The following is a 25,353-nucleotide window of genomic DNA, read 5'->3' as shown; positions in this document are numbered from 1 at the left end:
CCATAGTCACAGTCACCATTCATCTCCACTCTGTGATCATATTCTGGCACCTTACCTAACAATTAAATATTCAAGCTGGTTTGTTTATCCTGTAACAATAAGTTCACTAAAGGTGAAGTCATCAGCGTCGTCACAATTGCCATAATTACCATCATTGTGAACAATGTCGGAGTAATTATTCCCTGTTCTAGTCCAATATTGAGGATAATTAACTCCATCAGTCCACGAGCATTCATCAACACTCCAATAGTTGCCGATTCCTGCCAATTTTCTCCAGAAAATTTAGCTGCTAAGGTACAAGCTACACCCTTACCAACAACAGCAATCGTGATTAATAAGAGCGTAATTCCCCATAAAGTCGGTGTATTAACTAAGCCGATTTGCGTATTCAATCCCGAAAAGACAAAAAATATCGGCAATAAGAAAGCCGTAGTCAAATATTCAGTTCGTTCTTGAATTTGTTGAGCAAATTCTCCCCTTGGCATAGCTGCACCTAAAATAAACGCCCCGAAAATAGCATAAATACCGATAATATCAGTCAACCAGGCACTAAACATTAAAGTAATTAACACTAATGTAAGTGTGGAAATAGTAACTGTTCCATCTTTCTGGAAAATATGTGTAAAAATCTTCAGTACAGGACGACCAATAAAAATAGTCAATAAAACGAAACTAATTCCTCCACCAATAGCAAATGCAGCTATACTAGGATTGGCTTTCAAACTAGCTAAAACAATTGCCAATAAACACCATGCAGTCGCATCATCAATGGAACCTGCTGCTAATGCTAACGTACCAAAACTAGTTTTGGCAATATCTCGCTCATAGAGCATTCTTGCTAACATGGGAAATGCAGTTATGGACATAGAAGCACCGAGATATAATGATGCTGCCCAAGGTGTAATATCCACATTAAATAGAGAGGATTGATTTGATAAAAAATAAGCAGCTATTCCTCCTAAAATAAATGGTGCAATTATTCCTGCTCCAGACACGAAACTAGCACTTTTTAATCTATTTTTAATTAAATCCGTATTAAACTCTAAGCCAATTAAAAACATATAAATTATTAAACCAACCTGACTAATGGCAAAGAGAATAGACATAGAAGGGTTAGGAATTTTAGCTCCTGATGCTAACAAAATTAGAGTTTTGGGAAATAACCATTGCTGAAATTCCGGTGAAATCAACCCAAAACAAGAAGGGCCAAGCATAACACCTGCTATCATTTCACACACTACATCAGCTTGACCAAAGTATCGCTTGCCAATAATAGTTGTTAAGCGACAAACAGATAAAATTATAGTTAGTTGTAGTAACAATTTCAAAACTAACTCGAAATTTGACATTTCACTTCCTCAGCCAAAATATCATCTATCATAATCATAGATTGCATCGACTATTTATTGCTCAGATATATACATATTTAAATATTGTCAAAAATTAAAGTACATACATCAGGCAATGAAGATATACATCTACATTAGCAATGTTTTTAAATAACCGATTTAATTGATTTTAAAAAAATAAAAAATAATATTTTTAGAACTTAGGCAATATTAAGGCATTGCCGTCATTGTGACCGCAGGTAAGCAATCTCAAAGCATATTGTTTTTAGAATACGGGTAAATCCTGATTTTTTATATCTTCAGTCTAAATATAATAGAAAATCATTATTGATGCTTTAGATAAAAACTAAAAAAATATCTAAACCTCTCTGCACATATGTATCTGGATTGTGAGATAAATTCTGATTGGCAATAAAACCCACCAAACAACATTTATTGTTTTATAACTGTGATTGCAAATATACTTTTTCACAGCCGCTACAGAATAAAATCCAGAATTCTGGCAACTGCTTACTTCCAGAACTTAACCATCTTGCCATCATTCTTCCATAAGTATGTGTATTCAAATTGACAATCAACGCATAAAACATCGGTCATCTTTGACCAAATATTTCCCTGAACACCCCATGTAAACTTGGCATTAAATTTTGTTAAGATTGAAAACAACATTTAACTTTGCCCGTCCCGTACCCTACCTGAGAGATATTTCATGCTGCGACTCGAACACATTAGTAAAATTTACCCTACAGGCGAAGTTCTCAAAGATATCAACTGGGAAGTCAAAAGTGGCGATCGCATCGGCTTAGTAGGCGTTAACGGTGCGGGAAAGTCCACCCAACTCAAAATCATCAACGGGGAAATTGAACCTACCTCTGGAGAGATTATCCGCCCTGCTAGCTTACATATAGCATACCTCAACCAAGAATTTGAGGTTGAACCGACTCGTACAGTCAGAGAAGAGTTTTGGACAGTTTTTAAAGAAGCGAACCAAGTGCAACTAGCTTTGTCACAGGTACAGCGTGACATGGAAACCGCGACACCAGAAGAACTTGACCGACTCATCCACAAACTAGACAAACTACAACGCCAATTTGAAGCCTTAGACGGCTATGGCTTAGATGCACGCATCGGTAAAATTCTACCAGAAATGGGTTTTCAAGTAGAAGATGGCGATCGCTTGGTCAGTGCCTTTTCCGGTGGGTGGCAAATGCGGATGAGCTTAGGTAAAATTCTCCTTCAAGAACCAGATTTATTACTCCTCGACGAACCTACCAACCACCTAGACCTAGAAACCATTGAATGGTTAGAGAATTACCTGAAAAAACTCACCACACCCATGGTCATCGTTTCCCATGACCGGGAATTCTTAGACCGTCTTTGCACCCAAATTGTCGAAACTGAACGTGGTGTTTCCACAACCTACCTGGGTAATTATTCAGCCTACCTCCAACAAAAAGCTGAAAACGAAGTTGCACAACTCAACGCTTTTGAACGTCAGCAAAAAGAGCTAGAGAAACAACAAGCATTTGTAGACAGATTCCGTGCTAGTGCTACTCGCAGTACCCAAGCAAAAAGCCGAGAAAAACAACTCGAAAAAATTGAACGCATTGAAGCACCCACAGCAGGAGTCAGAACTCTGCATTTCCGTTTTCCATCTGCACCCCGTAGCGGTAGAGAAGTAGTAGAAATTAAAGACTTAACCCATATTTATGATGACAAAATCCTCTTTTTAGGAGCGAATTTGTTGATTGAAAGAGGAGATAGAATTGCCTTTCTTGGCCCCAACGGTGCAGGAAAATCAACTCTTTTAAAAATGATTATGGGGATTGAACCTCCCAGCGAAGGTATTGTCAAATTAGGTGATCACAACGTCATTCCCGGTTACTTTGAACAAAACCAAGCAGAAGCGTTAGACCTAGAGAAAACCGTCATGGAAACTATCCATGATGAAGTACCAGACTGGAAAAACGAAGAAGTCCGCACCCTCTTAGGTAAATTTTTATTTTCTGGAGACACAGTATTTAAAAAAGTAGCTGCCTTAAGTGGTGGAGAAAAAGCGCGATTAGCATTAGCAAAAATGCTGCTTTGTCCAGTCAACCTCATCATTTTAGATGAGCCTACCAACCACTTAGATATTCCAGCTAAAGAAATGTTGGAAGAAGCACTGCAAAACTATGAAGGCACAGCAATCGTAGTTTCCCACGACCGTTATTTTATCTCTCAAGTCGCCAATAAAATTGTAGAGATTCGTGATGGTGAATTCCGCGTTTACTTAGGCGATTATCACTACTATCTGGATAAAATTGCTGAAGAAAAAGAGCAAGCTAGACTAGCAGCAATAGAAGCAGAAAAAGCCGCAAAAAAAGCTGCCAAATCTGCCAAAGCCGCAGCTAAAAGAAAGTAGGTAATATGGCATAGACATCTAGTAAAAATGAATGTAGAGACGTTACATGTAACGTCTCTACTAGGGTTGACATCCAAGCTATTCTGCTACCTTTCAATGCTCAACTTAAAATCTTTCCGTATCTTGAGAAGGTGCAACTGCCCCTGGTTGAGAAAGGAAGAAGTTTTGTGCTGATTCATTTTGATATATACATCTAATATCAGGCTTATCTGTATCTAAATTACCTGTAAACCCAAAAGTATTTAAGCGATTCTTACATTCTCTTACTTGGTCAGAGGTCACCAACTTTCTTTGTTCTAGAATAGCCCAGTTATTTTGCCTGAGCACACAACCAGGACGCATACTTGGTTGAGCAATATAAACATTAAATGGGTTAAGAGTGACAAAAATTCTTGCATCCATCACCATTGCACTAGCACCGTACTGAACGCAAATCTCTGGGTTAGGTGCTTTCGTGTCAATAAATTCACGGGAAGCCACATTTGTTGGACTTAATGTAGTTGTCGAACTAAAAGCAATACCAATACCAATCCCTAAAACCAGCACCCCACCCAAAATTGCTATGGTGGTGAAATTAAAATTAGGAGTGGGAAACCCAGAAGCAGGCCTAGAAGTAGTAGCTGATCTACCAGGAGATTTACGTCTCATAAGAATTTTATCTACCCAACCAACAATAATATTTTGGCGTTTTTCTTTGTGTATTGATGGGAAAAGAAAATATTGCTAATTCTTTCAACCTTACTCAATCAATAGCCAGTAACCAGTTACAGCCATATATATCGACCACTGACTACTGACTACTGACCATTAACTAACTAGCTAACAATGTTCTTTCTAGAGCAGTCCAACGGAAAGTGCGATCGCCACCTCTTTCAATCACTACCTTAACCCGTGGCTCCAACTTGGACAAATTCGACAAATATTCCACTTCTTGATCAGAAAGAATATGTCCTTCAATTATCCACAATACCAACCCCTTTGACTTGGGTGGCAGGTGCTCCAGATGAGAACCCAGTAAAGGTGGAAGATAATAAACATCCCCTACCGCAGCACCACTGCCTGTGCTTTTTTTACCTAAATGAGGTGGTCTAACACCATGAACCCCAGTTAGATAGGCTGCCACATCACCTAAACCTCTGGCAGTAATATGTAGGTCAGTATAGCCCGCTGCCCTGAGCCGACGGCGATAACGACCCTCAAAACCCCCTTCCAGAGGTACATAAACGCCTAGAGCGCCGAATTTTTCTAGATCGCGAATGAAACCATTGCCAGTGGTAATTAGTGCCATAAATTTTTGTCTGAATCCCACTTAGATATCTCTATTATTGTCCCTTCAGTGGTAGATTAAGTTAGGTTAAGCTATAGAAATTGCGAAACCTTAGCCATCAATAACTTTATAAGTTCCTGTTTTTGTCTTTTCGCTTACCAAAACTCCTAAACGAGTAGCTGGACAAAAATAAATGAATAATTTATATTGTTAGATTGTGACCAAACAGTATAATTAGGAAGCCGTCTTCAAAAATCGATGCTCTCAGCCAGTGTCAGCATCAGTAGCTAATGACTTCATTGTCAAAGAACTAGCTCAGAAATACGAAAGATTGCTAAACTAAACAAACTTTCAGGTCAAACCAGGAGCCAAGGCTAGCACCCCCAGCCCCACAAGCTCCTAACTTGCGTTCACTCCCGTAGCCCCCTAAACAACAGGCAAACCTCAAACAAGAGTTTAAGGTATTAAACGCAGTAGAGCCTGAGCATTAATGTTTGTTTATGACATTAAAATCAGACTCAGGAAATGGATACTGAGCGGTTAGCCGCTTAAGTCCTACTACCATTCGGAGAGTGCCAGAGCAATTGCTTGGACGAAAGCATTGCTGCACAAAAAGCAAAGCAATCACGTTTTGCATTATTGCCAGAAATAAAACCTTCCGCAACGAAAGTTTTATCAACCTTCTGGTGACCCAGACAGTGAAACTCAACGGATTCACCAACCACTAGGGACAACATTTTGTTGCGTCGTCAGGAATTTGTATTGTAAAAATACAACTCAAATTTCTTAGGTTCTCGTCCACCCTGAACAGACACAAGCTGCAAGTTGCCCTCAAGTAGTCCGAATCCAAGGTCAGCAAATAGATAAGGAGAACCAGTAACTGTGTCTGTAGGTATTCTCGGCACCAAGCTGGGCATGACCCAAATCTTCGACGAAGCAGGAGTAGCTATTCCTGTCACCGTAATTCAAGCCGGGCCATGCACTGTTACACAAGTTAAAACACAACAGACCGACGGTTATTCTGCCATTCAAGTGGGCTATGGCGAAGTCAAGCCCAAGGCATTGAACAAACCCTTATTAGGTCATTTAGCTAAATCATCTGCACCGGCACTGCGCCACTTGAATGAGTATCGCATTGACAATGCAGGTGAATATACATTAGGTCAGCAAATTAAGGCCGATATTTTTAGTGCTGGACAAATTGTAGATGTCATCGGTACAAGTATTGGTCGTGGTTTTGCAGGCAACCAAAAGCGTAACAACTTCGGTCGCGGGCCAATGTCCCACGGTTCTAAAAACCATAGAGCACCTGGTTCCATTGGTGCAGGTACAACCCCTGGACGTGTTTATCCCGGTAAGCGGATGGCAGGACGCTTGGGTGGTACTCGTGTGACCATTAGCAAACTCACCGTAGTCAGAGTAGATGCAGAACGCAACTTACTGCTGATTAAAGGTGCTATTCCTGGCAAACCAGGAGCCTTAGTTAACGTTGTACCCGCTAAGACAGTTGGTAGTAAATAGTTTTAGTTGTTAGCTGTTAGCTCAACAGACAACTGAACAAAGGACAAATGCAACATGGTTGAAACTGTAGTTAAAAATTGGCAAGGAGAGCAAGTCGGACAACAATCGTTCGAGTTGCGTGTTGCCAAAGAAGAAACGGCGGCGCATGTCGTTCACCGCGCCCTCGTTAGACAAATGACCAACGCTCGTCAAGGCACAGCCAGCACCAAAACCCGTGCAGAAGTACGTGGTGGTGGACGCAAACCTTGGAGACAAAAAGGAACAGGCCGTGCTCGTGCAGGTTCTATCCGTTCACCCCTGTGGCGTGGTGGTGGTGTCATCTTTGGACCAAAACCCAGAGAATTCGACTTGAAAATGAACCGCAAAGAACGGCGGTTAGCTTTGCGGACAGCTTTTGCCAGTCGTGCTGAAGACTTAATTGTTGTTGAAGAATTTAGCAACGAACTACAACGTCCCAAAACCAAGGAATTAGTAGCAGCATTAGCCCGTTGGGGTGCTGCACCAGATCAAAAGTCACTGTTGATTCTGGCAGAAATTCCTGAAACCGTTCAGCTATCAGCGCGGAACATCGAGAACGTAAAATTGATTGCCGCAGACCAATTAAACGTCTACGACTTGTTACACGCTGACAAAATCGTAGTCACCGCATCAGCCTTAGAAAAAATTCAGGAGGTCTACAGTGGCTAAATTTGACCCCCGCAACCTGCCAGATTTAGTGCGTCGCCCCATTGTCACTGAAAAAGCGACCATGCTGATGGAGCAAAACAAATACACCTTTGAAGTAACTCCTAAAGCTACTAAAACAGAAATTAAAGCAGCAATAGAAGACTTGTTTGCAGTTAAGGTTGTTAAAGTCAACACTACCTTACCACCCCGCAAAAAGCGTCGTGTAGGTAGATTCATCGGCTTTAAACCCCAATACAAAAAAGCTATTGTCACAGTTGCGACTGGAGACGAAGACAAAATTAGAAAAGTCCTCTTCCCAGACGTGTAGAATTTGAGATTTGAGATTGGAGATTTGACCAACAATTACAAATCGAAAATCCCACATCACAACTTCTCAAGCAAAAATCGAAAATCAAACTCCAAAATCGTTTATGGGTACTCGTTCTTATCGCCCTTATACCCCCAGTACTCGCCAAGTAACAATCTCCGACTTCGCCGAAATTACTAAAACAGAGCCGGAAAAGTCACTGACTACGTCAGTACACCGTGCCAAAGGTCGGAACAATCAAGGGCGGATAACCAGCCGTCGTCGGGGTGGCGGACATAAAAAACTTTACCGAATTATCGACTTTAAAAGAGATAAGCGGAATATTCCCGCAAAAGTCGCAGCTATTGAATATGATCCGAACCGTAACGCTCGGATTGCCCTCTTGTACTATCAAGATGGCGAAAAACGGTATATTCTTCAACCCAACGGTTTAACCGTAGGTAGAACAGTAATTGCTGGGCCAGATGCTCCTATAGAAGATGGTAATGCCCTGCCTTTATCTAATATTCCCTTAGGTACTAGTGTTCACAACGTCGAATTGACTCCTGGCAAAGGTGGTCAAATCGTCCGTGCTGCCGGTGCAACAGCCCAAGTAGTGGCTAAAGAAGGTAATTATGTAACATTGAAGTTGCCTTCTGGTGAAGTACGGTTGATTCGCCGCGAGTGCTACGCCACCATTGGCCAAGTCGGTAACACCGATGTGAGAAACCTAAGCGCAGGTAAAGCAGGAAGAAATCGCTGGAAGGGTCGCCGTCCTAAGGTGAGAGGTAGTGTTATGAACCCAGTAGACCACCCACATGGTGGTGGTGAGGGTAGAGCGCCCATCGGTAGATCAGGGCCTGTTACACCTTGGGGTAAACCTGCTTTAGGAGCCAAGACACGCAAACCCAAGAAACCTAGCAGTAAGTTGATTGTACGTCGTCGTCGTAAAGCTTCTAAACGTGGTCGTGGCGGTCGCCAGTCCTAGAATTTTAGATTTTAGATGGCGGATTTTAGATTTGGGGTGATTAATTTTTAGCCGTCAAATCCAAAATCCAAAATCCAAAAATTGGTAAATCCAAAATCCAAAATCGAAACTATGGGTCGTTCATTAAAAAAAGGTCCTTTTGTAGCTGACCATCTGCTGAAAAAAATCGAAAAGTTGAATGCTAAAAACGAAAAGCAAGTTGTCAAAACTTGGTCAAGAGCTTCAACAATTCTACCTTTGATGGTAGGTCACACCATCGCTGTCCATAATGGCAGACAACATGTTCCTGTATTTGTAAATGAGCAAATGGTAGGTCATAAGTTGGGTGAATTCGCTCCCACCCGTACCTACAGAGGCCATGGAAAAAGTGATAAAAAAGCAGGGAGATAGCCATTAAGAAGTTAAAAATTAAAAATTAAAAATTAAAAATTAAAGAAAAAACAGTCGTTCATTTTTAATTTTTAAGGACTAATTTTTAAATTTAATGGCCAAAATGGAGACTATTATGGCAACTGACACTACTGAAGTTAAAGCGATCGCCCGTTATATACGCATTTCTCCCTTTAAAGTGCGTCGCGTACTAGATCAAATTCGGGGACGTTCCTATCGGGAAGCCCTGATTATCCTCGAATTTATGCCCTACCGTGCCTGTGACCCAGTATTAAAGGTTCTCAGAAGCGCAGCTGCTAACGCCGAGCATAATGCTGGCTTAGACCGGGCTGATTTAGTCATTACCCAAGCCTATGCTGATCAAGGCCCTGTACTCAAACGGTTCCAACCCAGAGCACAAGGCCGAGCTTACCAAATCCGCAAACCAACATGTCACATCACTGTTGCCGTCGCTGCTGGTGCTGCCAAGTAAGCAACAAGTGAGACAAAATAATTGCGTACAGTAAGAAATTTTAGAGGAAGCATTTGTGGGACAGAAAATTCATCCAGTCGGTTTTCGTCTGGGTATAACTCAAGAACACCAATCCCGTTGGTTTGCAGACCCTGAGCGTTATCCAGAACTGCTACAAGAAGACCATAAACTCCGTCAATATATTGAGCAAAAGCTAGGTAGATACGCTCAAAATAACGCTGGTATCTCCGAAGTCAGAATCGAGCGCAAAGCCGACCAAATCGACCTAGAAGTACGTACCGCCAGACCTGGTGTAGTCGTAGGTCGTGGTGGACAAGGAATTGAATCTCTACGTACCGGACTCCAAGACCTCCTAGGCAGTGGCAGACAAATCCGTATTAACGTAGTTGAAGTTCAACGAGTTGATGCTGACGCTTATTTGATTGCAGAATATATTGCTCAACAATTGGAACGGCGGGTTTCCTTCCGACGTGTAGTGCGTCAAGCAATTCAACGCGCTCAACGAGCAGGTGTACAAGGTATTAAAGTGCAAGTTAGCGGTCGCCTCAACGGTGCAGAAATTGCCCGGACAGAGTGGACTCGTGAAGGACGTGTACCTCTACATACCTTACGGGCAGACATTGATTATTCTTACTGCACCGCTAAAACCGTTTACGGGATTCTTGGCATCAAGGTTTGGGTATTCAAGGGTGAAATTATCCCTGGACAAGAAGAAGCCCCAGCCCAACCTGCTACCCGGGAGCGTGAGCCTCGTCGTCGTCAACAACAACGCCGTCGTCAGCAGTTTGAAGACCGCTCTAATGAAGGGTAATCAGCCAATTAATTACCAGTTAGCAAACCCATGTTAAGTCCTAGAAGAACGAAATTCCGCAAACAGCAACGCGGACGTATGGAGGGTCTATCACACCGTGGCAGTTCCCTCAATTTTGGGGATTTTGCTCTCCAAGCCCAAGAACCAGCGTGGATTACTTCCCGCCAAATCGAAGCTTCTCGTCGGGCCATGACTCGTTACATCCGTCGGGGTGGTAAAATCTGGATTCGGATTTTCCCTGACAAGCCCGTAACCATGCGTCCTGCGGAAACCCGGATGGGTTCCGGTAAAGGTAACCCAGAATTTTGGGTAGCTGTCGTTAAGCCAGGTCGGATTTTGTTTGAAATCGCTGGTGTTTCCGAAGAAGTAGCCCGCGAAGCTATGCGCTTGGCTGCTTACAAATTACCCATTAAGACTAAGTTTATTGTGCGCTCTCAACCACAGGAGCAGGAGTAGGTCATGCCTCTTCCCAAAATTTCAGAAGCTAGAGAATTAAGTGACGAGAAACTGGCTGAGGAAATTGTCGCTGTTAAAAAACAACTGTTTCAGCTACGCTTGCAAAAAGCTACTCGACAATTAGAAAAACCCCACCAGTTTAGACACGCCCGCCATCGCCTAGCCCAATTGCTGACGGTAGAGGCAGAACGTCAACGGGCAGCAAAATCGGGTCAGGAGTAAGAGTAGAAGATTATGGCAGTCAAAGAACGAGTTGGCTTGGTAGTGAGCGACAAAATGCAAAAAACAGTGGTAGTCGCTGTTGAAAACCGCGCTCCTCACCCCAAGTACGGCAAAATTGTAGTGAAAACCCGGCGCTATAAAGCTCACGATGAAGAAAATCAATGCAAAGTGGGCGATCGCGTTCGCATTCAGGAAACCAGACCCCTGAGCAAAACCAAGCGTTGGCAAGTCACAGAAATCCTCACTACCAAAGCTACAAAATAATCAGTTGTTATCAACTTAACAACTTCCACTAGGGAGATTAATTGTGATTCAACCCCAAACTTATCTGAATGTCGCAGATAACAGTGGTGCCCGCAAACTCATGTGCATTCGCGTGTTAGGAGCCGGGAACCGCCGTTATGGCAACATTGGTGACAGAATCATCGCTGTTGTCAAAGATGCTACACCTAACATGGCTGTGAAAAAGTCCGATGTGGTGGAAGCAGTTATTGTTCGTACTCGCAAAGGCATGAAGCGAGATAGCGGTATGAGCATTCGCTTTGATGATAATGCCGCTGTGATTATCAACAAAGACGGGAATCCTAAAGGTACACGGGTATTTGGCCCTGTAGCACGGGAATTACGTGATAAAAACTTCACCAAAATCGTTTCGCTTGCGCCGGAGGTGCTGTAATGACTAAAAAACAGCAGCCCAAATTTCATAAAATGCACGTCAAAACTGGCGACACAGTGCAAGTAATTGCTGGCAAAGATAAAGGTAAAGTAGGGGAAGTAATTAAAGCCTTACCCCAAGACAGCCAAGTCATTGTTAAAGGTGTCAACATCAAGACCAAGCATGTGAAACCCCAACAAGAAGGGGAATCAGGCCAAATTATCACCAGAGAGTATCCAATTCATAGTTCCAATGTGATGCTCTATTCCACCAAGCAAAACGTGGCTAGCCGCGTTTGTTACACTTTCACTGCGGAAGGCAAGAAAGTGAGGATGCTGAAGAAAACTGGTGAAATCCTGGATAAATAACCTGTATAAAAGGTGAGATTTTAGATTTAACACCCTTAAATCCAAAATCTAAAATCCAAAATCTAAGCATCCCTGACCAAGCCCAGGGAAATCAGGACAAAAACTATGGCAACAGCAAAACTCAAAACTCTATATCAAGAGACAATCGTTCCCAAATTAACCCAACAGTTTCAATACACCAACGTACATCAAGTACCCAAGGTATTGAAAGTAACTGTTAACCGGGGCTTGGGCGAAGCAGCACAAAACGCTAAAGCATTGGAAGCTTCCATTAGCGAAATTGCTTTAATCACTGGTCAAAAGCCAGTAGTGACACGGGCAAAAAAAGCGATCGCTGGCTTCAAAATTCGGCAAGGGATGCCTGTAGGTATCATGGTGACCTTGAGAGGTGAACGGATGTATGCCTTTCTAGATCGCTTGATTAACCTCTCTTTACCCAGAATTCGTGACTTTCGTGGTGTTAGTCCTAAAAGTTTCGACGGTCGTGGTAACTATACCCTGGGTGTACGCGAACAGTTAATCTTCCCAGAAGTCGAATACGACAGCATCGATCAAATCCGTGGTTTAGATATTTCTATTATCACTACAGCTAAAACCGACGAAGAGGGCCGGGCCTTACTTAAGGAAATGGGAATGCCCTTTCGCGATCAATAAGTTCATCTAAAGAGGAAAAGATGGCGGCTAACGACACAATTGCAGATATGCTGACGCGCATCCGCAATGCCAACTTGGCAAGGCATCAAACAACACAAGTGCCAGCCACAAAGATGACCCGTAGTATTGCCAAAGTGCTACAAGAGGAAGGCTTTATCGCTGAATATCAAGAAGTAGGCGAAGGTATTAAGCGCAATCTAGTAATTTCTTTGAAGTACAAAGGTAAAAATCGTCAACCTTTAATTACTGCACTCAAACGGGTAAGTAAGCCAGGTTTACGAGTTTACTCTAACCGCAAAGAATTACCAAGAGTCCTTGGTGGCATTGGCATCGCGATTATTTCTACATCGAGTGGAATTATGACAGACCGCGAAGCCCGTCGCCAGAATGTAGGCGGTGAAGTGCTTTGCTACGTTTGGTAAGAAAGGAGTTGAGGAGTTAAGGAGTATGGCTAGTGCCACACTACGCCATCAGAATTTTCCGGTGAACTTCACCAAAACTCGTAACTCATAACTCATAACTCGCAACTGACAAAGGACAAAGATTCATGTCTCGTATTGGTAAACGTCCAATTACTATTCCCGCCAAAGTACAAGTGACCATTGATGGCACCAACGTCGCAGTGAAAGGCCCCAAAGGCGAACTAGCTCGCGAACTACCCACCAACGTCATTGTTACTCAGGAGGGGGATACATTACTCGTCACTCGTCGTGATGATACCCGTCCCTCCAGGCAACTGCACGGCTTAAGCCGTACCCTTGTCGCCAATATGGTGGAGGGAGTTTCCCAAGGTTTTCAACGTCGGTTAGAAATTCAAGGTGTAGGTTATCGGGCCCAAGTACAAGGCGGCACCCTCGTCCTCAACATGGGTTTTAGCCATCAAGTACACATTGCGCCCCCCGATGGTATTCAATTCGCCGTTGAAAATAACACTAACGTCATCGTCAGTGGCTACGACAAAGAAATAGTCGGCAATACAGCCGCGAAAATTCGCGCCGTTCGTCCACCTGAACCTTACAAAGGTAAAGGCATTCGCTATGCAGGTGAAGTGGTCAGACGTAAAGCTGGTAAGACTGGTAAGAGTGGTAAGAAGTAAACATGAAACTTACTCGCAGAGAATCTAAACAGCGCCGCCATCGGCGCATTCGTGGGAAAGTAAACGGTTCCCCAGAACGTCCTCGCTTGGCTATATTTCGCTCCAACGAGCATATCTATGCTCAAGTGATAGATGATACTAAGCATCACACCTTAGTAGCGGCATCGACCTTAGAACCAAATTTAAAATCGACCTTATCTTCGAGTAGCAACTGCGAAGCTTCTGCCGAAGTTGGCAAGTTAATTGCTGTGCGTGCTTTAGAAAAAGGGATTACCAAAGTCGTTTTTGATCGCGGTGGCAACCTTTATCACGGTCGCATTCAAGCACTGGCTGAAGCCGCACGGGAAGCTGGTTTAGATTTCTAAAGTCATGAGTCAGGGAACAGGGAACAGTGAATACTGAGAACTCAGAACTGACAAATGACAACTGACAACTAACAACAGAGCATAAATTATGGTAAGCGGTCGTCGTAAAGCAAGCCGAGCAAAAAAAGAAGAAACCAACTGGCAAGAACGAGTAATTCAAATCCGTCGCGTCAGCAAAGTAGTTAAAGGTGGTAAAAAACTCAGTTTCCGAGCCATTGTGGTGGTTGGTAACGAGAAAGGTCAAGTTGGTGTCGGTGTTGGTAAAGCTGCCGATGTCATTGGTGCAGTGAAAAAAGGTGTAGCTGACGGGAAAAAGCATCTGATTGATATTCCTATCACTAAAGCTAACTCCATCCCCCATCCTATTGATGGTGTTGGTGGTGGTGCTAAAGTGATTATGCGTCCAGCTGCACCCGGTACAGGTGTAATTGCAGGTGGTGCTGTCCGGACTGTTTTAGAACTGGCAGGAGTACGGAACGTACTCGCCAAGCAATTGGGTTCTAACAACCCTCTCAACAACGCCAGAGCAGCAGTGAATGCTTTATCTACACTGCGGACATTTGCGGAAGTAGCTGAAGATCGGGGTGTGTCCGTAGACAAACTCTATATTTAGTGATGCTTTGAGATTGGATTTTTGATCTAATCATCCCTAAGCAAAAAGAGATTCTCAATCCCAAATCGAAAATCTAAACTCCAAAATCCCATGAGACTCAATGATGTTAAGCCACAAAAAGGCTCCAAAAAACGCCGCCGCCGTGTAGGTAGAGGTATTTCTGCGGGTCAAGGTGCTAGTGCGGGTTTGGGTATGCGTGGTCAAAAATCACGCTCTGGTAGTAGTACCCGCCCTGGATTTGAAGGTGGTCAACAACCTTTGTACCGCCGTATTCCTAAACTGAAGGGCTTTCCCCTCGTTAACCGTAAAGTTTACACTACGATTAATGTAGAGAAGCTGGCTTCTTTGCCTCCTAACTCAGAAGTAACTTTGGCTTCTTTACAGGAAGCAGGTATTCTGACTGCTGCTAAAGGCCCATTGAAAATTTTGGGGAATGGAGAGTTAAGCGTTCCCTTAAAGGTGCAAGCTGCGGCTTTTACCAGTGGAGCTAAAAGCAAAATCGAAGCTGCTGGTGGCAGTTGCGAAGTCGTAGTGTGAAGCTCTAAGGGCGCACTTTCATACTAGCTAACTCGCTGTCAGCGCCTTACTTCAGTATCAAGGTATCACTCTATGATCAGTCGAGATAAAGCCCCAACGGCTCAAGAAACTTTTATGCAGATGGCGCAAGCAGCTGGACTGAGAGGTAGGCTGCTTGTAACTGTCGGTATGTTAATTCTGGTGCGGCTGGGTATCTTTTTACCAGTCCCAGGAATTGATAGAGCTAGGTTTGCTGAAGCAATATCGGGCAATAATTCCATTTTCGGTTTATTGGATATTTTCTCTGGGCGAGGACTTTCTACTTTAGGGGTTTTTGCCTTGGGGATTTTGCCCTATATTAATGCGTCTATTATCATCCAATTGCTCACAGCGGCGATTCCCTCTTTAGAAAATTTACAGAAAAATGATGGTGAGGCAGGACGGCGAAAGATTTCCCAAATCACCCGCTATGTGTCTGTAGGCTGGGCCGTTATTCAAAGTGTGGCGTTTTCAGCTTTATTCCTCCAGCAATTTGCCTTAAATCCAGGACCTTTGTTTGTAGCGGAAACAGCGATCGCTCTCACTGCCGGTTCTATGTTCGTAATGTGGGCATCGGAACTGATTACTGAAAGAGGTATTGGTAACGGTGCATCTTTGTTGATTTTTGTCAACATCGTCGCTTCACTGCCAAAATCCTTGGGTGATACCATCGACTTGGTACAGGTGGGTGGAAGGGAAATAGTTGGTCGGGTCATTGTCCTGGTACTAGTCTTTATAGCCACCATTATTGGCATCGTCTTTGTCCAGGAAGGAATGCGCCGTATCCCTATCATTTCTGCCCGGAGGCAAGTGGGAAGGCGGGTTTTAGCTGAACAACGCAGTTTCTTACCCTTGCGCCTTAATCAAGGCGGCGTAATGCCAATTATTTTTGCGGCAGCTATTCTCAGTTTGCCGTTGCTAATTGCTAATTTCACAAAAAATGCTGAATTGGCAAATATCGTGAATACCTATCTGAGTCCCAGTGGTTCTGGCTCTTGGGTTTATGCCTTGGTATACATGATTAGCATCATTTTCTTCAGTTACTTCTATTCTTCGTTAATTCTTAACCCCATAGATGTAGCTCAAAACTTAAAGAAAATGGGTTCTAGTATCCCTGGTATTCGTCCGGGTAAAGCTACTAGTGAGTATATAGAGCGCGTCAGTAATCGACTGACTCTCTTAGGGGCAATCTTTTTAGGGTTAGTGGCAATTATACCCACAGCAGTAGAAAGAGCTTTAGGAGTACCAACATTTCAAGGTTTAGGTGCTACCTCATTGTTGATTTTAGTAGGCGTAGCGATAGATACTGCTAGGCAAATTCAAACCTACGTTATCTCTCAACGCTATGAAGGAATGGTGAAACAATAGTGACGCGATTAATCTTCTTGGGGCCACCGGGTGCAGGAAAAGGAACTCAGGCTAAGACTTTGGCTGATTTTTTGCATATTCCCCATATTTCCACTGGTGATATTTTACGGCAAGCTATTCAAGACCAAACCCCTTTGGGAAGGAAGGCTAAAAGCTACATGGATCAAGGCGAGTTAGTCCCAGACCAACTAGTACAAGATTTAGTAGAAGAACGGCTCAAGCAACCAGATACCCAAAATGGCTGGATTCTTGATGGCTTTCCTCGCAAAGTAACACAAGCAGAATTTTTGCAGGAATTGCTGAAAACAATTGGTCAAAGTGGAGAAAAGGTAATTAACTTGGATGCACCAGATGAAATTGTGGTGACCAGGTTACTAGGACGGGGACGGGCTGATGATACAGAAGAGGTGATTCGTCGTCGCCTAGAAGTTTACCGCAATGATACTGCTCCTTTAATTAACTATTATGGCGATCGCCATCAACTTATCCCTGTTAATGGTGATCAGTCCCCAGAAGAAGTCACTGCCGCATTGAAAAAAATCGTCAATCCTTAAGAGATCAGCAGAGGTGAAGGGTAGATGGTGAAAGTAAAAAAATCAATTGACTCACTACTAGTTTCTCCCTCCCTCTTCTCTCATTAGTCAGGGTGCAAGTTGATTTTAGCTAAGATATATTAAGAAACTGTTGATATATTTCGCAAATTGTGTTTTTGTACCGATTACTTTCACAGTAAAGGAACAAAAAATAGTTGAGTTGAGGAAAACACTTGTCTAAGCAAGACTTGATTGAAATGGAAGGGACTGTCACCGAGTCATTACCCAATGCGATGTTTCGCGTTGACTTGGATAATGGCTTTAATGTCCTAGCACATATTTCCGGCAAGATTCGCCGTAATTACATCAAAATTTTACCTGGCGATCGCGTCAAAGTGGAACTTACACCCTATGACCTAACTAAAGGTAGAATTACCTATCGACTACGGAAGAAATAAATTTATGTAGAAAACTTACCATAAACCATATCTGGTGGTGTTCACCCCAGTTACTTAACTGAAATATTTGCGCTAAAAATGCTATAATTTACTATTTGGAGTCAAGTAACAAAGGCATGAAAGTCAGAGCCTCAGTCAAGAAAATTTGTGAAAAGTGCAACGTGATCAAACGCCGTGGTCGTGTCATGGTGATTTGTATTAACCCCAAGCACAAACAACGTCAGGGGTAAGGTTCTGTCTATTCTATTCATAGCAGCACCAGATTAGCATCACAACCAAAAGCGCGACAACCCATCACGTTTTTACCCACAGCAATTGCGAAAACAATAGGGAGAGATTCATTGTGGCACGGATTGCCGGAGTAGACCTTCCACGCGATAAGCGTGTTGAAATTGGTCTGACATACATTTACGGAATTGGACTAACCAGGTCAAAAGCAATTTTAGCAAGTACAGGTGTAAACCCAGACACCCGCGTTAAAGACCTCAGCGATGCCGATGTAGCAGCCCTGCGCGGCGAAATCGAAAGTAACTATCAAGTTGAAGGTGACTTGCGGCGCTTAGAAGCAATGAGCATTAAGCGCTTAATTGACATTGGTACCTATAGAGGTCGTCGTCATCGCATGGGTTTACCTGTTAGAGGACAGAGAACTCGCACCAACGCCAGAACCCGACGCGGTAGAAGACAGACAGTGGCAGGTAAGAAGAAAGCCCCTGGTAAATAATCCTGATTTGCTTGCTTTGAGCAGCAAGTTGTACCTTAAATTCACTAAACAAATATGGCGAGACAACCAACTAAAAAATCCGGGAGCAAAAAGCAAAAACGGAACGTACCTAACGGCGTTGCCTATATTCAATCTACTTTCAACAATAGCATTGTCACCATTACCGATCAAAACGGAGATGTCATTTCTTGGGCCAGTGCTGGTTCTAGTGGATTTAAGGGGGCAAAAAAAGGTACTCCCTTTGCAGCACAAACAGCAGCTGAAAGTGCTGCCCGTCGAGCTATCGACCAAGGTATGCGCCAAATAGAAGTAATGGTCAGTGGACCTGGTGCAGGGAGAGAAACTGCTATCCGGGCGCTGCAAGGTGCCGGATTGGAAATCACACTCATTCGGGATATTACCCCCATTCCTCACAACGGTTGCCGTCCTCCTAAACGTCGTCGAGTTTAAACTCACCAAATTAAGCGAGATAGGGGAGAAGTTCAAGCACCCACACATTACTGGCAATGTTATCTCAGGCAGATTAATATCAACTGCTGGAGTTAGGAGAATGCTTGTTAACTTCCAAAACCATAGGGTGACCGAAAAGCAGATCAGCTCTTCCCATAGGGAGGGCTGCTAAACTTTGGAAAACCAAAAATATGCACAATGTCTCTGAATAATTCAGGTGTACCATTTGCCACTGTTACTTGGTATTTTAACCAAAAAATCATTTCAGAGCATAAATTAAATTCGAGAGGCAATTTATTTGCCTGCTAGCAGCACCTTAACAAGGGAGGCTACTCCGTGGCGCAGTTTCAAATAGAATGTGTAGAGTCTAGTACAGAGGAAAGTCGTAGCCATTACAGTAAATTTGTTCTGGAACCACTAGAGCGGGGACAAGGAACAACTGTAGGCAACGCGTTGCGGCGGGTTTTACTTTCTAATTTAGAGGGTACAGCAGTTACAGCAGTGAGAATCGCTGGGGTTACTCACGAGTTTGCCACAGTTCCAGGTGTACGGGAAGATGTCCTGGAAATCCTGATGCGGATGAAGGAAGTCATCCTCAAGAGCTATTCTTCTCAACCCCAAATAGGCCGCTTACTAGTTAATGGTCCGTCCACCGTCACAGCGGCTCATTTTGACTTACCCAGTGAAGTAGAAGTTATTGATCCGACCCAGTATATTGCCACCATTGCTGAAGGTGGGAAACTGGAAATGGAGTTTCGTATTGAGAGAGGCAAAGGCTATCGGACTGTAGAGCGAGGAAGAGAAGAAGCTACCTCTCTAGACTTTTTGCAAATTGACTCGGTTTTTATGCCAGTGCGAAAAGTCAACTATAGTGTGGAAGAAGCTCGTGGAGATGGCTCTATTACTAAAGACCGTCTGTTGTTAGAAGTATGGACTAATGGCAGCATCTCTCCTCAAGAGGCACTATCCTCAGCTGCGGGAATTTTGGTAGATTTATTCAACCCGTTAAAAGATATCTCCTTAGAACCTACAGATACAGGTTCAGATATTCCAGACGACCCAACAGCCCAAATTCCTATTGAAGAGTTGCAGTTGTCTGTGCGGGCGTATAACTGTCTCAAACGCGCCCAAGTTAATTCTGTGGCTGACTTATTGGATTATACCCAAGAAGACCTGTTAGAAATCAAAAACTTTGGTCAAAAGTCCGCAGAAGAAGTAGTGGAAGCCTTGCAACGTCGCTTAGGTATTACTCTACCCCAAGAAAGAAGCTCCAAACATAGCTAAACCAAAACAGTTAATCATTCCTTAGTGTTATGCGTCACCGTTGTCGGGTTAAAAAACTCAGCAAACCAGCTGATCAGCGCCGTGCCCTCCTCCGCGCTCTGACTACTGAACTTATTCGTCATGGACGAATTACTACTACTTTAGTTCGAGCTAAGGCAGTACGTACCTATGTAGATAAGATGATTACTTTGGCTAAAGATGGTTCCTTGGCATCACGTCGGGAAGCATTGGGTTATATCTACGATAAGCAGCTAGTTCATGCTCTGTTTGAACAAGCTCCTAACCGCTATGCTAATCGCCAAGGTGGTTATACTCGCATTCTGCATACTATTCCCCGTCGTGGTGATAATGCGGAAATGGCGATCCTGGAATTGGTATAAAGTCATTGGCAAGAGGTGAAAGTGAGAGTCAGCAATAGGGAAAGAGTGAAGGATTAATTACCAAGACCTAGTTCCCAATGCCGATATCCACTAACCAGTGACCAAGCCTATGTTAGACACCAGCCAGCCGCAAAAGACTCAAAGAGTAGCTCTAGTTATTCAATATCTAGGGACTAATTTTCATGGCTGGCAAAGACAAAAGGCCCAAAGAACGGTTCAAGAAGAAATAGAAACCGCTATAGCTAATGTTCTAGGCTATCATGTCACCTTACATGGTGCAGGTAGAACGGATGCTGGGGTTCATGCCTCTGCTCAGGTAGCTCATTTTGAGGTGAGAAGTAAAATTCCGGCTCATAAGTGGGCAACTGTTCTCAATAGCTATATGCCCCCAGATATATTAATCAGGGCATCAGCTGGTGTGGGTGATAGGTGGCACGCTCGGTTTAGTGCTATCTATCGGCGGTATCGCTACACTATCTACACTGAGGACAGACCGAACTTGTTCGTCAAGCCTTTTAGTTGGCATTATTATTATGCACCCTTAGATGAATCGTTGCTGCAAGCTGCCCTGCAACCTTTACTGGGCAAACATCACTTGGCTGCATTTCACCGCGCTGGTTCAGCGCGGAAGCATTCTTGGGTGGAGGTGCAAGCAGTGGAGTGTTGTCGGCGCGGGCCGTTTATCCATATAGAAATTCAGGCTAATGGGTTTTTATATGGAATGGTGAGGTTGTTGGTGGGAATGTTAGTACAGGTGGCTTCCGGCCAGCGATCGCTTGCTAACTTTACCGAAATTTGGCAACAGCAACGACGGGAAGACGTAAAACATGCAGCCCCGGCTCAAGGTTTATGCCTACTGCGGGTGGGCTATCCTGATTTTCCCTTCCCTCCAGAAATCTGGTACGACAGCCAACCTTATTTAGTGTTTGGTCAGCAGCTAGCGGAAATGAAAAATTAAACATCAGTCTGATTTTTGTTTTTTATTTTTTGCCACAGCCAGAAGATTGATAACTCATCAAGGAAGACTGACAAAAACAAATAACAAAGGATAAATCAAAATGAGTAAAACCTACCTTCCTGCTCAAGATTCCCTTGAGCGCGATTGGTACGTAGTAGATGCTACAGACCAACGCCTCGGTCGCCTCGCTAGTGAAGTCGCCATGATTCTCAGAGGCAAGAGAAAAGCTGAATATACTCCCCACTTAGATACTGGGGATTTTGTCATTGTCATCAACGCTGATAAAGTAGCGGTGACAGGCAAAAAGCGCACACAAAAACTTTATCGTCGCCACTCAGGTCGTCCTGGTGGGATGAAAACAGAAACTTTTGCCAAGCTGCAACAGCGTTTACCAGAACGGATTGTTGAACATGCTGTGAAGGGAATGCTGCCTAAAAATAGCTTAGGTAAACAACTGTTCACAAAACTCAAGGTTTATGCTGGGCCTACCCATCCTCATGAGGCTCAAAAACCAAAAGAAATTACAATTAATACAATTCCTGGAGAAAATTAATGGTAGTAGCGGCAGAAACTACTAGCGGTCGCGCTGTTTACTGGGGTACTGGTCGTCGTAAATCCTCTGTAGCCAGAGTCCGTCTAGTACCCGGCGAAGGTAAGTTGATTGTCAACGGCAAACCTGGAGACTTATACTTCCAATTTAACCCCAACTACTTGGGTGCAATTAAAGCCCCTTTGGAAACATTGGGTCTAGAAAACGAGTATGACATTCTCGTTAAGGCTGAAGGTGGTGGCTTGACTGGTCAAGCTGATTCCATCCGGTTGGGTGTAGCTCGTGCATTGTGCGAATTAGACCCCGAAAATCGTTCTCCCTTGAAAATTGAAGGTTACTTAACTCGTGACCCACGGGCTAAAGAACGGAAGAAATACGGTTTGCACAAAGCTCGTAAAGCTCCTCAATACTCCAAGCGGTAATCAATTTTGGATTTTAGATTTGGGCTTTTGTATGAACCTACAATTCTAAAATCTGAAGTTCTACCAACTGGAAAAAGCTGAAAGTTATAATTTTGAAAGAGATTCACCACAAAAGGAAACATGGCTAAACCTGATATTCATCCCCAGTGGTATCCAGAAGCTAAGGTTTACTGCAACGGTCAAGTTGTGACGACTGTTGGTTCTACTAAACCCGAATTACACGTTGATGTTTGGTCTGGAAACCACCCCTTTTATACTGGCACTCAGAAGATTATTGACACTGAGGGTCGAGTTGAACGCTTCCTCCGTAAGTACGGTATGTCCAGCACTCAAAGTTCTGGCGGCGATAACAAAAAGTAGCTGGTTGGCTGTAGCTATTGATAGCGTATTGTGGCGTAAGCCATAGACGACCCTGCATCTGCTGGGTCGATTATCATTTTATGCCCTAGCCAACTGTTATTTTGAAGGAGCGATTGCACTCGTTATGGCTGAAACATATCTGCTGGAGAAACTTAAATCTGTTGAACAAACCTTTAATGAACTGACTCGGCGCTTGGCCGACCCTGATACTGCGAAAAATCCCGATGAGTATCAAAAAATTGCCAAGTCTCGTTCTTCCTTGGAAGAGGTAGTCAATACCTATGAAACTTGGAAAACTGCCCAAGAGGAATTAGTCGGGGCCCGTCAGGTACTCAAAGAGTCCAATAGCGATCCTGAACTGCAAGAAATGGCAGCTTTGGAAGTAAATGAACTAGAAGAAAAGCTAGATTATTTAGAAAATCGCTTGAAGGTGTTACTCTTACCCCGTGACCCCAACGATGATAAAAACATCATGTTGGAAATTCGTGCTGGGACTGGTGGTGATGAAGCGAGTATTTGGGCTGGGGATTTACTGCGGATGTATTCCCGCTATGCTGATACTCAGGGTTGGAGAGTAAAGCTGGTCAGCGAGTCCTTGGGAGAAATGGGTGGCTTCAAAGAAGTTATTCTAGAAATTCAAGGTGACAGTGTTTACAGCAAGTTAAAGTTTGAAGCCGGAGTCCATCGAGTGCAGCGTGTACCTGCTACAGAAGCTGGGGGTCGGGTTCATACTTCTACCGCTACAGTAGCGATTATGCCAGAAGTCGATGATGTAGAAGTACACATTGACCCGAAAGATATTGAAATGACTACAGCCCGTTCTGGTGGTGCTGGTGGACAAAACGTCAACAAAGTGGAAACAGCCGTTGACTTGATGCACAAACCAACTGGTATCCGGATTTTCTGTACAGAAGAACGGAGTCAGTTACAGAACAAAGAACGGGCTATGCAAATTTTGCGAGCGAAGTTATATGAGATGAAATTACGGGAACAACAAGAGGCTGTTACCTCTATGAGGCGATCGCAAGTTGGTACAGGTTCCCGTTCAGAAAAGATTCGCACTTATAACTATAAAGATAACCGTGTCACCGACCACCGCTTAGGTCAAAACTATTCACTCAACCCTGTATTGGAAGGTGATCTAGAAACAGTTATCCAATCTTGTATCTCCCAAGACCAACAAGAGCGTTTAGCAGAATTAGCCGCCTCTGGTGCTGCTGGCTAATTACTGTAATTCAACCTCTGAGAAAGCCGCCGACTGTGTTGTTGAATTTAACACAAGAAAGCGGTTTTCTAATGCCTGATGTAGGGCCTGTTCTGTTTCACCAAGATAATGGTAATAGGCAAATTCATAACTCATGAGATAATTTAACCTTGCCCAAGCCTTGAGACTTTGGCAGTTGTCAATTAACTTTTCCACTTCCCTCTGCCACAGGGCAAAAATGCGATAGCTGAAGAAGCTACAGCAAATGTTTCCTTGCATATCCCAGAAGGAAATACTGACCTGATACTTGAGGCAATGAATTTTCTTAATTTCCTTGACCTTAAAACCCTTGGCGATTAAAGCTAATTTTGCTTCTGCTTCCGAAATCTGCCAATGTTCTGGTTTAATCTTATGAGTGCTAATCAGGTTTTTACGCTGACGGCGATACTTGTTAATTTTATGACGTAGCTGGCGAGACATGATGCACCGTTACCCTGGAATTTTACAGCTAACTTGCTGTCAGCAATATAAGAGTTAAAATAAATAGGTATGTTTGATTTGTAGTGAAGAAAAGTTACAGGTAAATTTTAAAATTTAAAGTCTATATAAAATTTATCATTTACAAGTGACATTGTAAATGCCGAATAAAAATCTTTACAAGTTAAAAAGTATACACATCATTTCAGCTAAAGAGATACTACACCCGTGGAATTAGAAGCTAGAAACAAACTAATTGAAGTCGTAAAAATTGCTCGTGGCTCCATGAGTCAAAGAGCTTTTGGGAAGCTTCTGGGAGTTTCGGCTACTGCGGTACAGTTTTGGGAAAAGGGAGAATCTGTACCTGACATCCAAAACTTGGCTCAAATTGCAGCCAGAGCAGGTTATACGATGGAAGAACTGCTCAACTATTTGGGAATGAAACCGATCGCGGAAACTACCGATGTTAACCAGATGGTTAAGCACATCAAATCGATGCCACTCAGTGAAGTGGCAATCATTGGTAGAGCCGTTATGGATAGATTAGCAGCGGCCGCGGAAGCTTCTGTGGACAGTGCAAAGGTTGGTTAATGGGTGTAGGGATTCGGGAAGAAGTTCAGGAGTATGCCTACGGCACGCTACGCGAACAGGAGTGTCGATATCTGGGAAGTTTTGAACGCGATTTTCTATGTTTTGGTGGAAGTAGTTCTTCGACCAGAACAGACCAAGGGCTTTACCTTACTCAAAAAACGTCTTTGTGGTGGAACGCACTTACGGTTGGTTGATGGGTTATCGGCGATAGCGCAGCGTGACGACGTAGGAGTCATATAGTCAGAGATTATGAGTTATTACCCGAAACCTCTGAGACTTTTATCTACCTTGCCATGATCCGTATTATGGTGAGGCGACTTGCTTAAATCCCACCTTCCGCCCCCTAACTGTCACAGAGGGAAATTACGGAGAGAAAACATCTAATTGAGAATAAAAACAGACATATTGAGTGTAAAAAGACATTTGAATAACAGT

37 protein-coding genes and 1 pseudogene are annotated in these 25,353 nt (G+C 43.4%); 34 read left to right on the top strand and 4 right to left on the bottom strand.

Annotated features, from left to right (window positions below; translation table 11 throughout):
• Positions 1–62: 62 nt before the first annotated feature.
• On the bottom strand, positions 63–1,349 hold the full coding sequence (locus H6G73_RS08565) for a cation:proton antiporter (RefSeq protein ID WP_190603273.1): 1,287 nt from the start codon (positions 1,347–1,349) through the stop codon (positions 63–65).
• Positions 1,350–2,058: 709 nt separating this feature from the next.
• Between H6G73_RS08565 and H6G73_RS08560 the strand changes: the two genes are divergently transcribed.
• Positions 2,059–3,753: an ABC-F family ATP-binding cassette domain-containing protein gene (locus tag H6G73_RS08560; RefSeq protein ID WP_190603270.1), complete on the top strand. Its 1,695-nt coding sequence runs from the start codon at positions 2,059–2,061 to the stop codon at positions 3,751–3,753.
• 105 nt (positions 3,754–3,858) lie between these two features.
• On the opposite strand, the gene H6G73_RS08555 is transcribed toward H6G73_RS08560, so the two are convergent.
• Positions 3,859–4,401 carry a DUF3172 domain-containing protein gene (locus H6G73_RS08555; RefSeq protein ID WP_190603268.1) on the bottom strand — a complete coding sequence of 181 codons (543 nt, stop codon included), beginning with the start codon at positions 4,399–4,401 and terminating at the stop codon, positions 3,859–3,861.
• Positions 4,402–4,564: 163 nt separating this feature from the next.
• On the bottom strand, positions 4,565–5,041 hold the full coding sequence (gene ndhN / locus H6G73_RS08550) for an NAD(P)H-quinone oxidoreductase subunit N (RefSeq protein WP_190603266.1): 477 nt from the start codon (positions 5,039–5,041) through the stop codon (positions 4,565–4,567).
• Between the two features lie 861 nt (positions 5,042–5,902).
• On the opposite strand from ndhN, the gene rplC reads away from it, so the two are divergent.
• The 31 genes from rplC (at position 5,903) to prfA (ending at position 23,871) form a co-directional block, all read left to right on the top strand.
• On the top strand, positions 5,903–6,541 hold the full coding sequence (gene rplC / locus H6G73_RS08545) for a 50S ribosomal protein L3 (protein ID WP_190603264.1): 639 nt from the start codon (positions 5,903–5,905) through the stop codon (positions 6,539–6,541).
• Positions 6,542–6,595: 54 nt separating this feature from the next.
• Positions 6,596–7,228 carry a 50S ribosomal protein L4 gene (rplD, locus tag H6G73_RS08540; protein ID WP_190603262.1) on the top strand — a complete coding sequence of 211 codons (633 nt, stop codon included), beginning with the start codon at positions 6,596–6,598 and terminating at the stop codon, positions 7,226–7,228.
• Positions 7,221–7,535, top strand: coding sequence for a 50S ribosomal protein L23 (locus tag H6G73_RS08535; protein ID WP_190603260.1), 315 nt, complete (start codon positions 7,221–7,223; stop codon positions 7,533–7,535). The genes rplD and H6G73_RS08535 overlap by 8 nt, the downstream gene beginning before the upstream one ends.
• 103 nt (positions 7,536–7,638) lie before the next feature.
• Positions 7,639–8,502 carry a 50S ribosomal protein L2 gene (gene rplB, locus H6G73_RS08530; RefSeq protein ID WP_190603258.1) on the top strand — a complete coding sequence of 288 codons (864 nt, stop codon included), beginning with the start codon at positions 7,639–7,641 and terminating at the stop codon, positions 8,500–8,502.
• A 111-nt stretch (positions 8,503–8,613) separates the two neighbouring features.
• Entirely contained in the window at positions 8,614–8,892 is a 279-nt protein-coding gene (gene rpsS, locus H6G73_RS08525; RefSeq protein WP_190603256.1) for a 30S ribosomal protein S19, read from the top strand.
• Positions 8,893–9,007: 115 nt separating this feature from the next.
• Positions 9,008–9,364: a 50S ribosomal protein L22 gene (rplV, locus tag H6G73_RS08520; protein WP_190603254.1), complete on the top strand. Its 357-nt coding sequence runs from the start codon at positions 9,008–9,010 to the stop codon at positions 9,362–9,364.
• Positions 9,365–9,419: 55 nt separating this feature from the next.
• Complete coding sequence (gene rpsC / locus H6G73_RS08515; RefSeq protein WP_190603252.1) at positions 9,420–10,175, top strand: 30S ribosomal protein S3; 756 nt, start codon at positions 9,420–9,422, stop codon at positions 10,173–10,175.
• Positions 10,176–10,205: 30 nt separating this feature from the next.
• Entirely contained in the window at positions 10,206–10,631 is a 426-nt protein-coding gene (rplP, locus tag H6G73_RS08510) for a 50S ribosomal protein L16 (protein WP_190603250.1), read from the top strand.
• 3 nt (positions 10,632–10,634) lie between these two features.
• Positions 10,635–10,853: a 50S ribosomal protein L29 gene (rpmC, locus tag H6G73_RS08505; protein ID WP_190603249.1), complete on the top strand. Its 219-nt coding sequence runs from the start codon at positions 10,635–10,637 to the stop codon at positions 10,851–10,853.
• A gap of 12 nt (positions 10,854–10,865) precedes the next feature.
• Entirely contained in the window at positions 10,866–11,117 is a 252-nt protein-coding gene (gene rpsQ / locus H6G73_RS08500) for a 30S ribosomal protein S17 (protein WP_190603247.1), read from the top strand.
• Between the two features lie 43 nt (positions 11,118–11,160).
• Entirely contained in the window at positions 11,161–11,529 is a 369-nt protein-coding gene (gene rplN / locus H6G73_RS08495; protein WP_190603245.1) for a 50S ribosomal protein L14, read from the top strand.
• Entirely contained in the window at positions 11,529–11,876 is a 348-nt protein-coding gene (rplX, locus tag H6G73_RS08490; protein WP_217312812.1) for a 50S ribosomal protein L24, read from the top strand. Before rplN ends, rplX begins: the two co-directional genes overlap by 1 nt.
• Before the next feature lie 105 nt (positions 11,877–11,981).
• Entirely contained in the window at positions 11,982–12,530 is a 549-nt protein-coding gene (rplE, locus tag H6G73_RS08485; protein ID WP_190603243.1) for a 50S ribosomal protein L5, read from the top strand.
• Positions 12,531–12,550: 20 nt separating this feature from the next.
• Positions 12,551–12,952, top strand: coding sequence for a 30S ribosomal protein S8 (gene rpsH, locus H6G73_RS08480; protein ID WP_190603241.1), 402 nt, complete (start codon positions 12,551–12,553; stop codon positions 12,950–12,952).
• Between the two features lie 125 nt (positions 12,953–13,077).
• On the top strand, positions 13,078–13,626 hold the full coding sequence (gene rplF, locus H6G73_RS08475; RefSeq protein WP_190603239.1) for a 50S ribosomal protein L6: 549 nt from the start codon (positions 13,078–13,080) through the stop codon (positions 13,624–13,626).
• Between the two features lie 2 nt (positions 13,627–13,628).
• Positions 13,629–13,991 carry a 50S ribosomal protein L18 gene (gene rplR / locus H6G73_RS08470; protein WP_190603237.1) on the top strand — a complete coding sequence of 121 codons (363 nt, stop codon included), beginning with the start codon at positions 13,629–13,631 and terminating at the stop codon, positions 13,989–13,991.
• 88 nt (positions 13,992–14,079) lie between these two features.
• A complete protein-coding gene (gene rpsE / locus H6G73_RS08465) occupies positions 14,080–14,604 on the top strand; it encodes a 30S ribosomal protein S5 (protein WP_190603235.1) in 525 nt (174 codons plus the stop codon).
• Positions 14,605–14,694: 90 nt separating this feature from the next.
• Positions 14,695–15,141, top strand: coding sequence for a 50S ribosomal protein L15 (rplO, locus tag H6G73_RS08460; RefSeq protein ID WP_190603233.1), 447 nt, complete (start codon positions 14,695–14,697; stop codon positions 15,139–15,141).
• 72 nt (positions 15,142–15,213) lie between these two features.
• Positions 15,214–16,527: a preprotein translocase subunit SecY gene (gene secY / locus H6G73_RS08455; protein ID WP_190603231.1), complete on the top strand. Its 1,314-nt coding sequence runs from the start codon at positions 15,214–15,216 to the stop codon at positions 16,525–16,527.
• A complete protein-coding gene (locus tag H6G73_RS08450) occupies positions 16,527–17,081 on the top strand; it encodes an adenylate kinase (protein WP_190603229.1) in 555 nt (184 codons plus the stop codon). Before secY ends, H6G73_RS08450 begins: the two co-directional genes overlap by 1 nt.
• A 212-nt stretch (positions 17,082–17,293) precedes the next feature.
• Positions 17,294–17,518, top strand: coding sequence for a translation initiation factor IF-1 (gene infA / locus H6G73_RS08445; RefSeq protein ID WP_006276978.1), 225 nt, complete (start codon positions 17,294–17,296; stop codon positions 17,516–17,518).
• A gap of 116 nt (positions 17,519–17,634) precedes the next feature.
• Positions 17,635–17,748 (top strand): 50S ribosomal protein L36, encoded by a 114-nt coding sequence (gene rpmJ / locus H6G73_RS08440; RefSeq protein WP_082803684.1) that lies wholly within the window; start codon positions 17,635–17,637, stop codon positions 17,746–17,748.
• 113 nt (positions 17,749–17,861) lie between these two features.
• A complete protein-coding gene (gene rpsM / locus H6G73_RS08435; RefSeq protein ID WP_190603227.1) occupies positions 17,862–18,242 on the top strand; it encodes a 30S ribosomal protein S13 in 381 nt (126 codons plus the stop codon).
• Positions 18,243–18,296: 54 nt separating this feature from the next.
• Complete coding sequence (gene rpsK, locus H6G73_RS08430) at positions 18,297–18,692, top strand: 30S ribosomal protein S11 (protein ID WP_190603225.1); 396 nt, start codon at positions 18,297–18,299, stop codon at positions 18,690–18,692.
• Between the two features lie 336 nt (positions 18,693–19,028).
• Entirely contained in the window at positions 19,029–19,976 is a 948-nt protein-coding gene (locus H6G73_RS08425; protein WP_190603223.1) for a DNA-directed RNA polymerase subunit alpha, read from the top strand.
• Between the two features lie 29 nt (positions 19,977–20,005).
• Complete coding sequence (gene rplQ / locus H6G73_RS08420; RefSeq protein WP_190603221.1) at positions 20,006–20,356, top strand: 50S ribosomal protein L17; 351 nt, start codon at positions 20,006–20,008, stop codon at positions 20,354–20,356.
• Positions 20,357–20,465: 109 nt separating this feature from the next.
• Positions 20,466–21,314 carry a tRNA pseudouridine(38-40) synthase TruA gene (gene truA, locus H6G73_RS08415; RefSeq protein WP_190603219.1) on the top strand — a complete coding sequence of 283 codons (849 nt, stop codon included), beginning with the start codon at positions 20,466–20,468 and terminating at the stop codon, positions 21,312–21,314.
• A gap of 100 nt (positions 21,315–21,414) precedes the next feature.
• Complete coding sequence (gene rplM, locus H6G73_RS08410; protein WP_190603217.1) at positions 21,415–21,867, top strand: 50S ribosomal protein L13; 453 nt, start codon at positions 21,415–21,417, stop codon at positions 21,865–21,867.
• On the top strand, positions 21,867–22,286 hold the full coding sequence (gene rpsI, locus H6G73_RS08405) for a 30S ribosomal protein S9 (RefSeq protein WP_190603215.1): 420 nt from the start codon (positions 21,867–21,869) through the stop codon (positions 22,284–22,286). The genes rplM and rpsI overlap by 1 nt, the downstream gene beginning before the upstream one ends.
• A gap of 120 nt (positions 22,287–22,406) precedes the next feature.
• Positions 22,407–22,646, top strand: a complete 240-nt coding sequence (rpmE, locus tag H6G73_RS08400) for a 50S ribosomal protein L31 (RefSeq protein ID WP_190603213.1) — start codon at positions 22,407–22,409, stop codon at positions 22,644–22,646.
• Between the two features lie 124 nt (positions 22,647–22,770).
• Entirely contained in the window at positions 22,771–23,871 is a 1,101-nt protein-coding gene (gene prfA / locus H6G73_RS08395; protein ID WP_190603210.1) for a peptide chain release factor 1, read from the top strand.
• Here prfA and H6G73_RS08390 read toward each other — a convergent pair whose 3' ends face one another.
• The gene (locus tag H6G73_RS08390) at positions 23,872–24,330 is read right to left on the bottom strand and encodes a hypothetical protein (protein ID WP_190603208.1); all 459 of its coding nucleotides are present in this window, start codon (positions 24,328–24,330) and stop codon (positions 23,872–23,874) included.
• 225 nt (positions 24,331–24,555) lie between these two features.
• Here H6G73_RS08390 and H6G73_RS08385 point away from each other — a divergent pair, with 225 nt between their 5' ends.
• Together H6G73_RS08385 and H6G73_RS08380 are read left to right on the top strand one after the other, a co-directional pair.
• Entirely contained in the window at positions 24,556–24,918 is a 363-nt protein-coding gene (locus H6G73_RS08385; RefSeq protein WP_190603206.1) for a helix-turn-helix domain-containing protein, read from the top strand.
• A gap of 93 nt (positions 24,919–25,011) precedes the next feature.
• A pseudogene (locus H6G73_RS08380) lies at positions 25,012–25,244 on the top strand (hypothetical protein); the annotation flags it as partial.
• Positions 25,245–25,353 lie beyond the last annotated feature (109 nt).

The sequence above is a fragment of the Richelia sinica FACHB-800 genome, from assembly GCF_014698825.1.
GTDB lineage: Bacteria > Cyanobacteriota > Cyanobacteriia > Cyanobacteriales > Nostocaceae > FACHB-800.
The sequence above is the reverse complement of the archived record's forward strand: the minus strand, read 5'-3'. Positions and strand labels throughout refer to the sequence as shown.

What these genes read in the sequence shown, in the direction of transcription:
- H6G73_RS08565 (WP_190603273.1), bottom strand. Translation starts at nt 1,349, where the DNA reads ATGTCAAATTTCGAGTTAGTTTTGAAATTGTTACTACAACTAACTATA.
- rpsI (WP_190603215.1), top strand. Translation starts at nt 21,867, where the DNA reads ATGGTAGTAGCGGCAGAAACTACTAGCGGTCGCGCTGTTTACTGGGGT.
- rplQ (WP_190603221.1), top strand. Translation starts at nt 20,006, where the DNA reads ATGCGTCACCGTTGTCGGGTTAAAAAACTCAGCAAACCAGCTGATCAG.
- rpsH (WP_190603241.1), top strand. Translation starts at nt 12,551, where the DNA reads ATGGCGGCTAACGACACAATTGCAGATATGCTGACGCGCATCCGCAAT.
- H6G73_RS08560 (WP_190603270.1), top strand. Translation starts at nt 2,059, where the DNA reads ATGCTGCGACTCGAACACATTAGTAAAATTTACCCTACAGGCGAAGTT.
- rpsK (WP_190603225.1), top strand. Translation starts at nt 18,297, where the DNA reads ATGGCGAGACAACCAACTAAAAAATCCGGGAGCAAAAAGCAAAAACGG.
- rplP (WP_190603250.1), top strand. Translation starts at nt 10,206, where the DNA reads ATGTTAAGTCCTAGAAGAACGAAATTCCGCAAACAGCAACGCGGACGT.
- rplX (WP_217312812.1), top strand. Translation starts at nt 11,529, where the DNA reads ATGACTAAAAAACAGCAGCCCAAATTTCATAAAATGCACGTCAAAACT.
- rpmJ (WP_082803684.1), top strand. Translation starts at nt 17,635, where the DNA reads ATGAAAGTCAGAGCCTCAGTCAAGAAAATTTGTGAAAAGTGCAACGTG.
- rplV (WP_190603254.1), top strand. Translation starts at nt 9,008, where the DNA reads ATGGCAACTGACACTACTGAAGTTAAAGCGATCGCCCGTTATATACGC.
- rpsS (WP_190603256.1), top strand. Translation starts at nt 8,614, where the DNA reads ATGGGTCGTTCATTAAAAAAAGGTCCTTTTGTAGCTGACCATCTGCTG.
- rplM (WP_190603217.1), top strand. Translation starts at nt 21,415, where the DNA reads ATGAGTAAAACCTACCTTCCTGCTCAAGATTCCCTTGAGCGCGATTGG.
- secY (WP_190603231.1), top strand. Translation starts at nt 15,214, where the DNA reads ATGATCAGTCGAGATAAAGCCCCAACGGCTCAAGAAACTTTTATGCAG.
- rplE (WP_190603243.1), top strand. Translation starts at nt 11,982, where the DNA reads ATGGCAACAGCAAAACTCAAAACTCTATATCAAGAGACAATCGTTCCC.
- ndhN (WP_190603266.1), bottom strand. Translation starts at nt 5,041, where the DNA reads ATGGCACTAATTACCACTGGCAATGGTTTCATTCGCGATCTAGAAAAA.
- rpsQ (WP_190603247.1), top strand. Translation starts at nt 10,866, where the DNA reads ATGGCAGTCAAAGAACGAGTTGGCTTGGTAGTGAGCGACAAAATGCAA.
- rpsE (WP_190603235.1), top strand. Translation starts at nt 14,080, where the DNA reads ATGGTAAGCGGTCGTCGTAAAGCAAGCCGAGCAAAAAAAGAAGAAACC.
- rplO (WP_190603233.1), top strand. Translation starts at nt 14,695, where the DNA reads ATGAGACTCAATGATGTTAAGCCACAAAAAGGCTCCAAAAAACGCCGC.
- rplB (WP_190603258.1), top strand. Translation starts at nt 7,639, where the DNA reads ATGGGTACTCGTTCTTATCGCCCTTATACCCCCAGTACTCGCCAAGTA.
- rplD (WP_190603262.1), top strand. Translation starts at nt 6,596, where the DNA reads ATGGTTGAAACTGTAGTTAAAAATTGGCAAGGAGAGCAAGTCGGACAA.
- rplR (WP_190603237.1), top strand. Translation starts at nt 13,629, where the DNA reads ATGAAACTTACTCGCAGAGAATCTAAACAGCGCCGCCATCGGCGCATT.
- H6G73_RS08390 (WP_190603208.1), bottom strand. Translation starts at nt 24,330, where the DNA reads ATGTCTCGCCAGCTACGTCATAAAATTAACAAGTATCGCCGTCAGCGT.
- rpmC (WP_190603249.1), top strand. Translation starts at nt 10,635, where the DNA reads ATGCCTCTTCCCAAAATTTCAGAAGCTAGAGAATTAAGTGACGAGAAA.
- rpmE (WP_190603213.1), top strand. Translation starts at nt 22,407, where the DNA reads ATGGCTAAACCTGATATTCATCCCCAGTGGTATCCAGAAGCTAAGGTT.
- truA (WP_190603219.1), top strand. Translation starts at nt 20,466, where the DNA reads ATGTTAGACACCAGCCAGCCGCAAAAGACTCAAAGAGTAGCTCTAGTT.
- rplF (WP_190603239.1), top strand. Translation starts at nt 13,078, where the DNA reads ATGTCTCGTATTGGTAAACGTCCAATTACTATTCCCGCCAAAGTACAA.
- H6G73_RS08555 (WP_190603268.1), bottom strand. Translation starts at nt 4,401, where the DNA reads ATGAGACGTAAATCTCCTGGTAGATCAGCTACTACTTCTAGGCCTGCT.
- prfA (WP_190603210.1), top strand. Translation starts at nt 22,771, where the DNA reads ATGGCTGAAACATATCTGCTGGAGAAACTTAAATCTGTTGAACAAACC.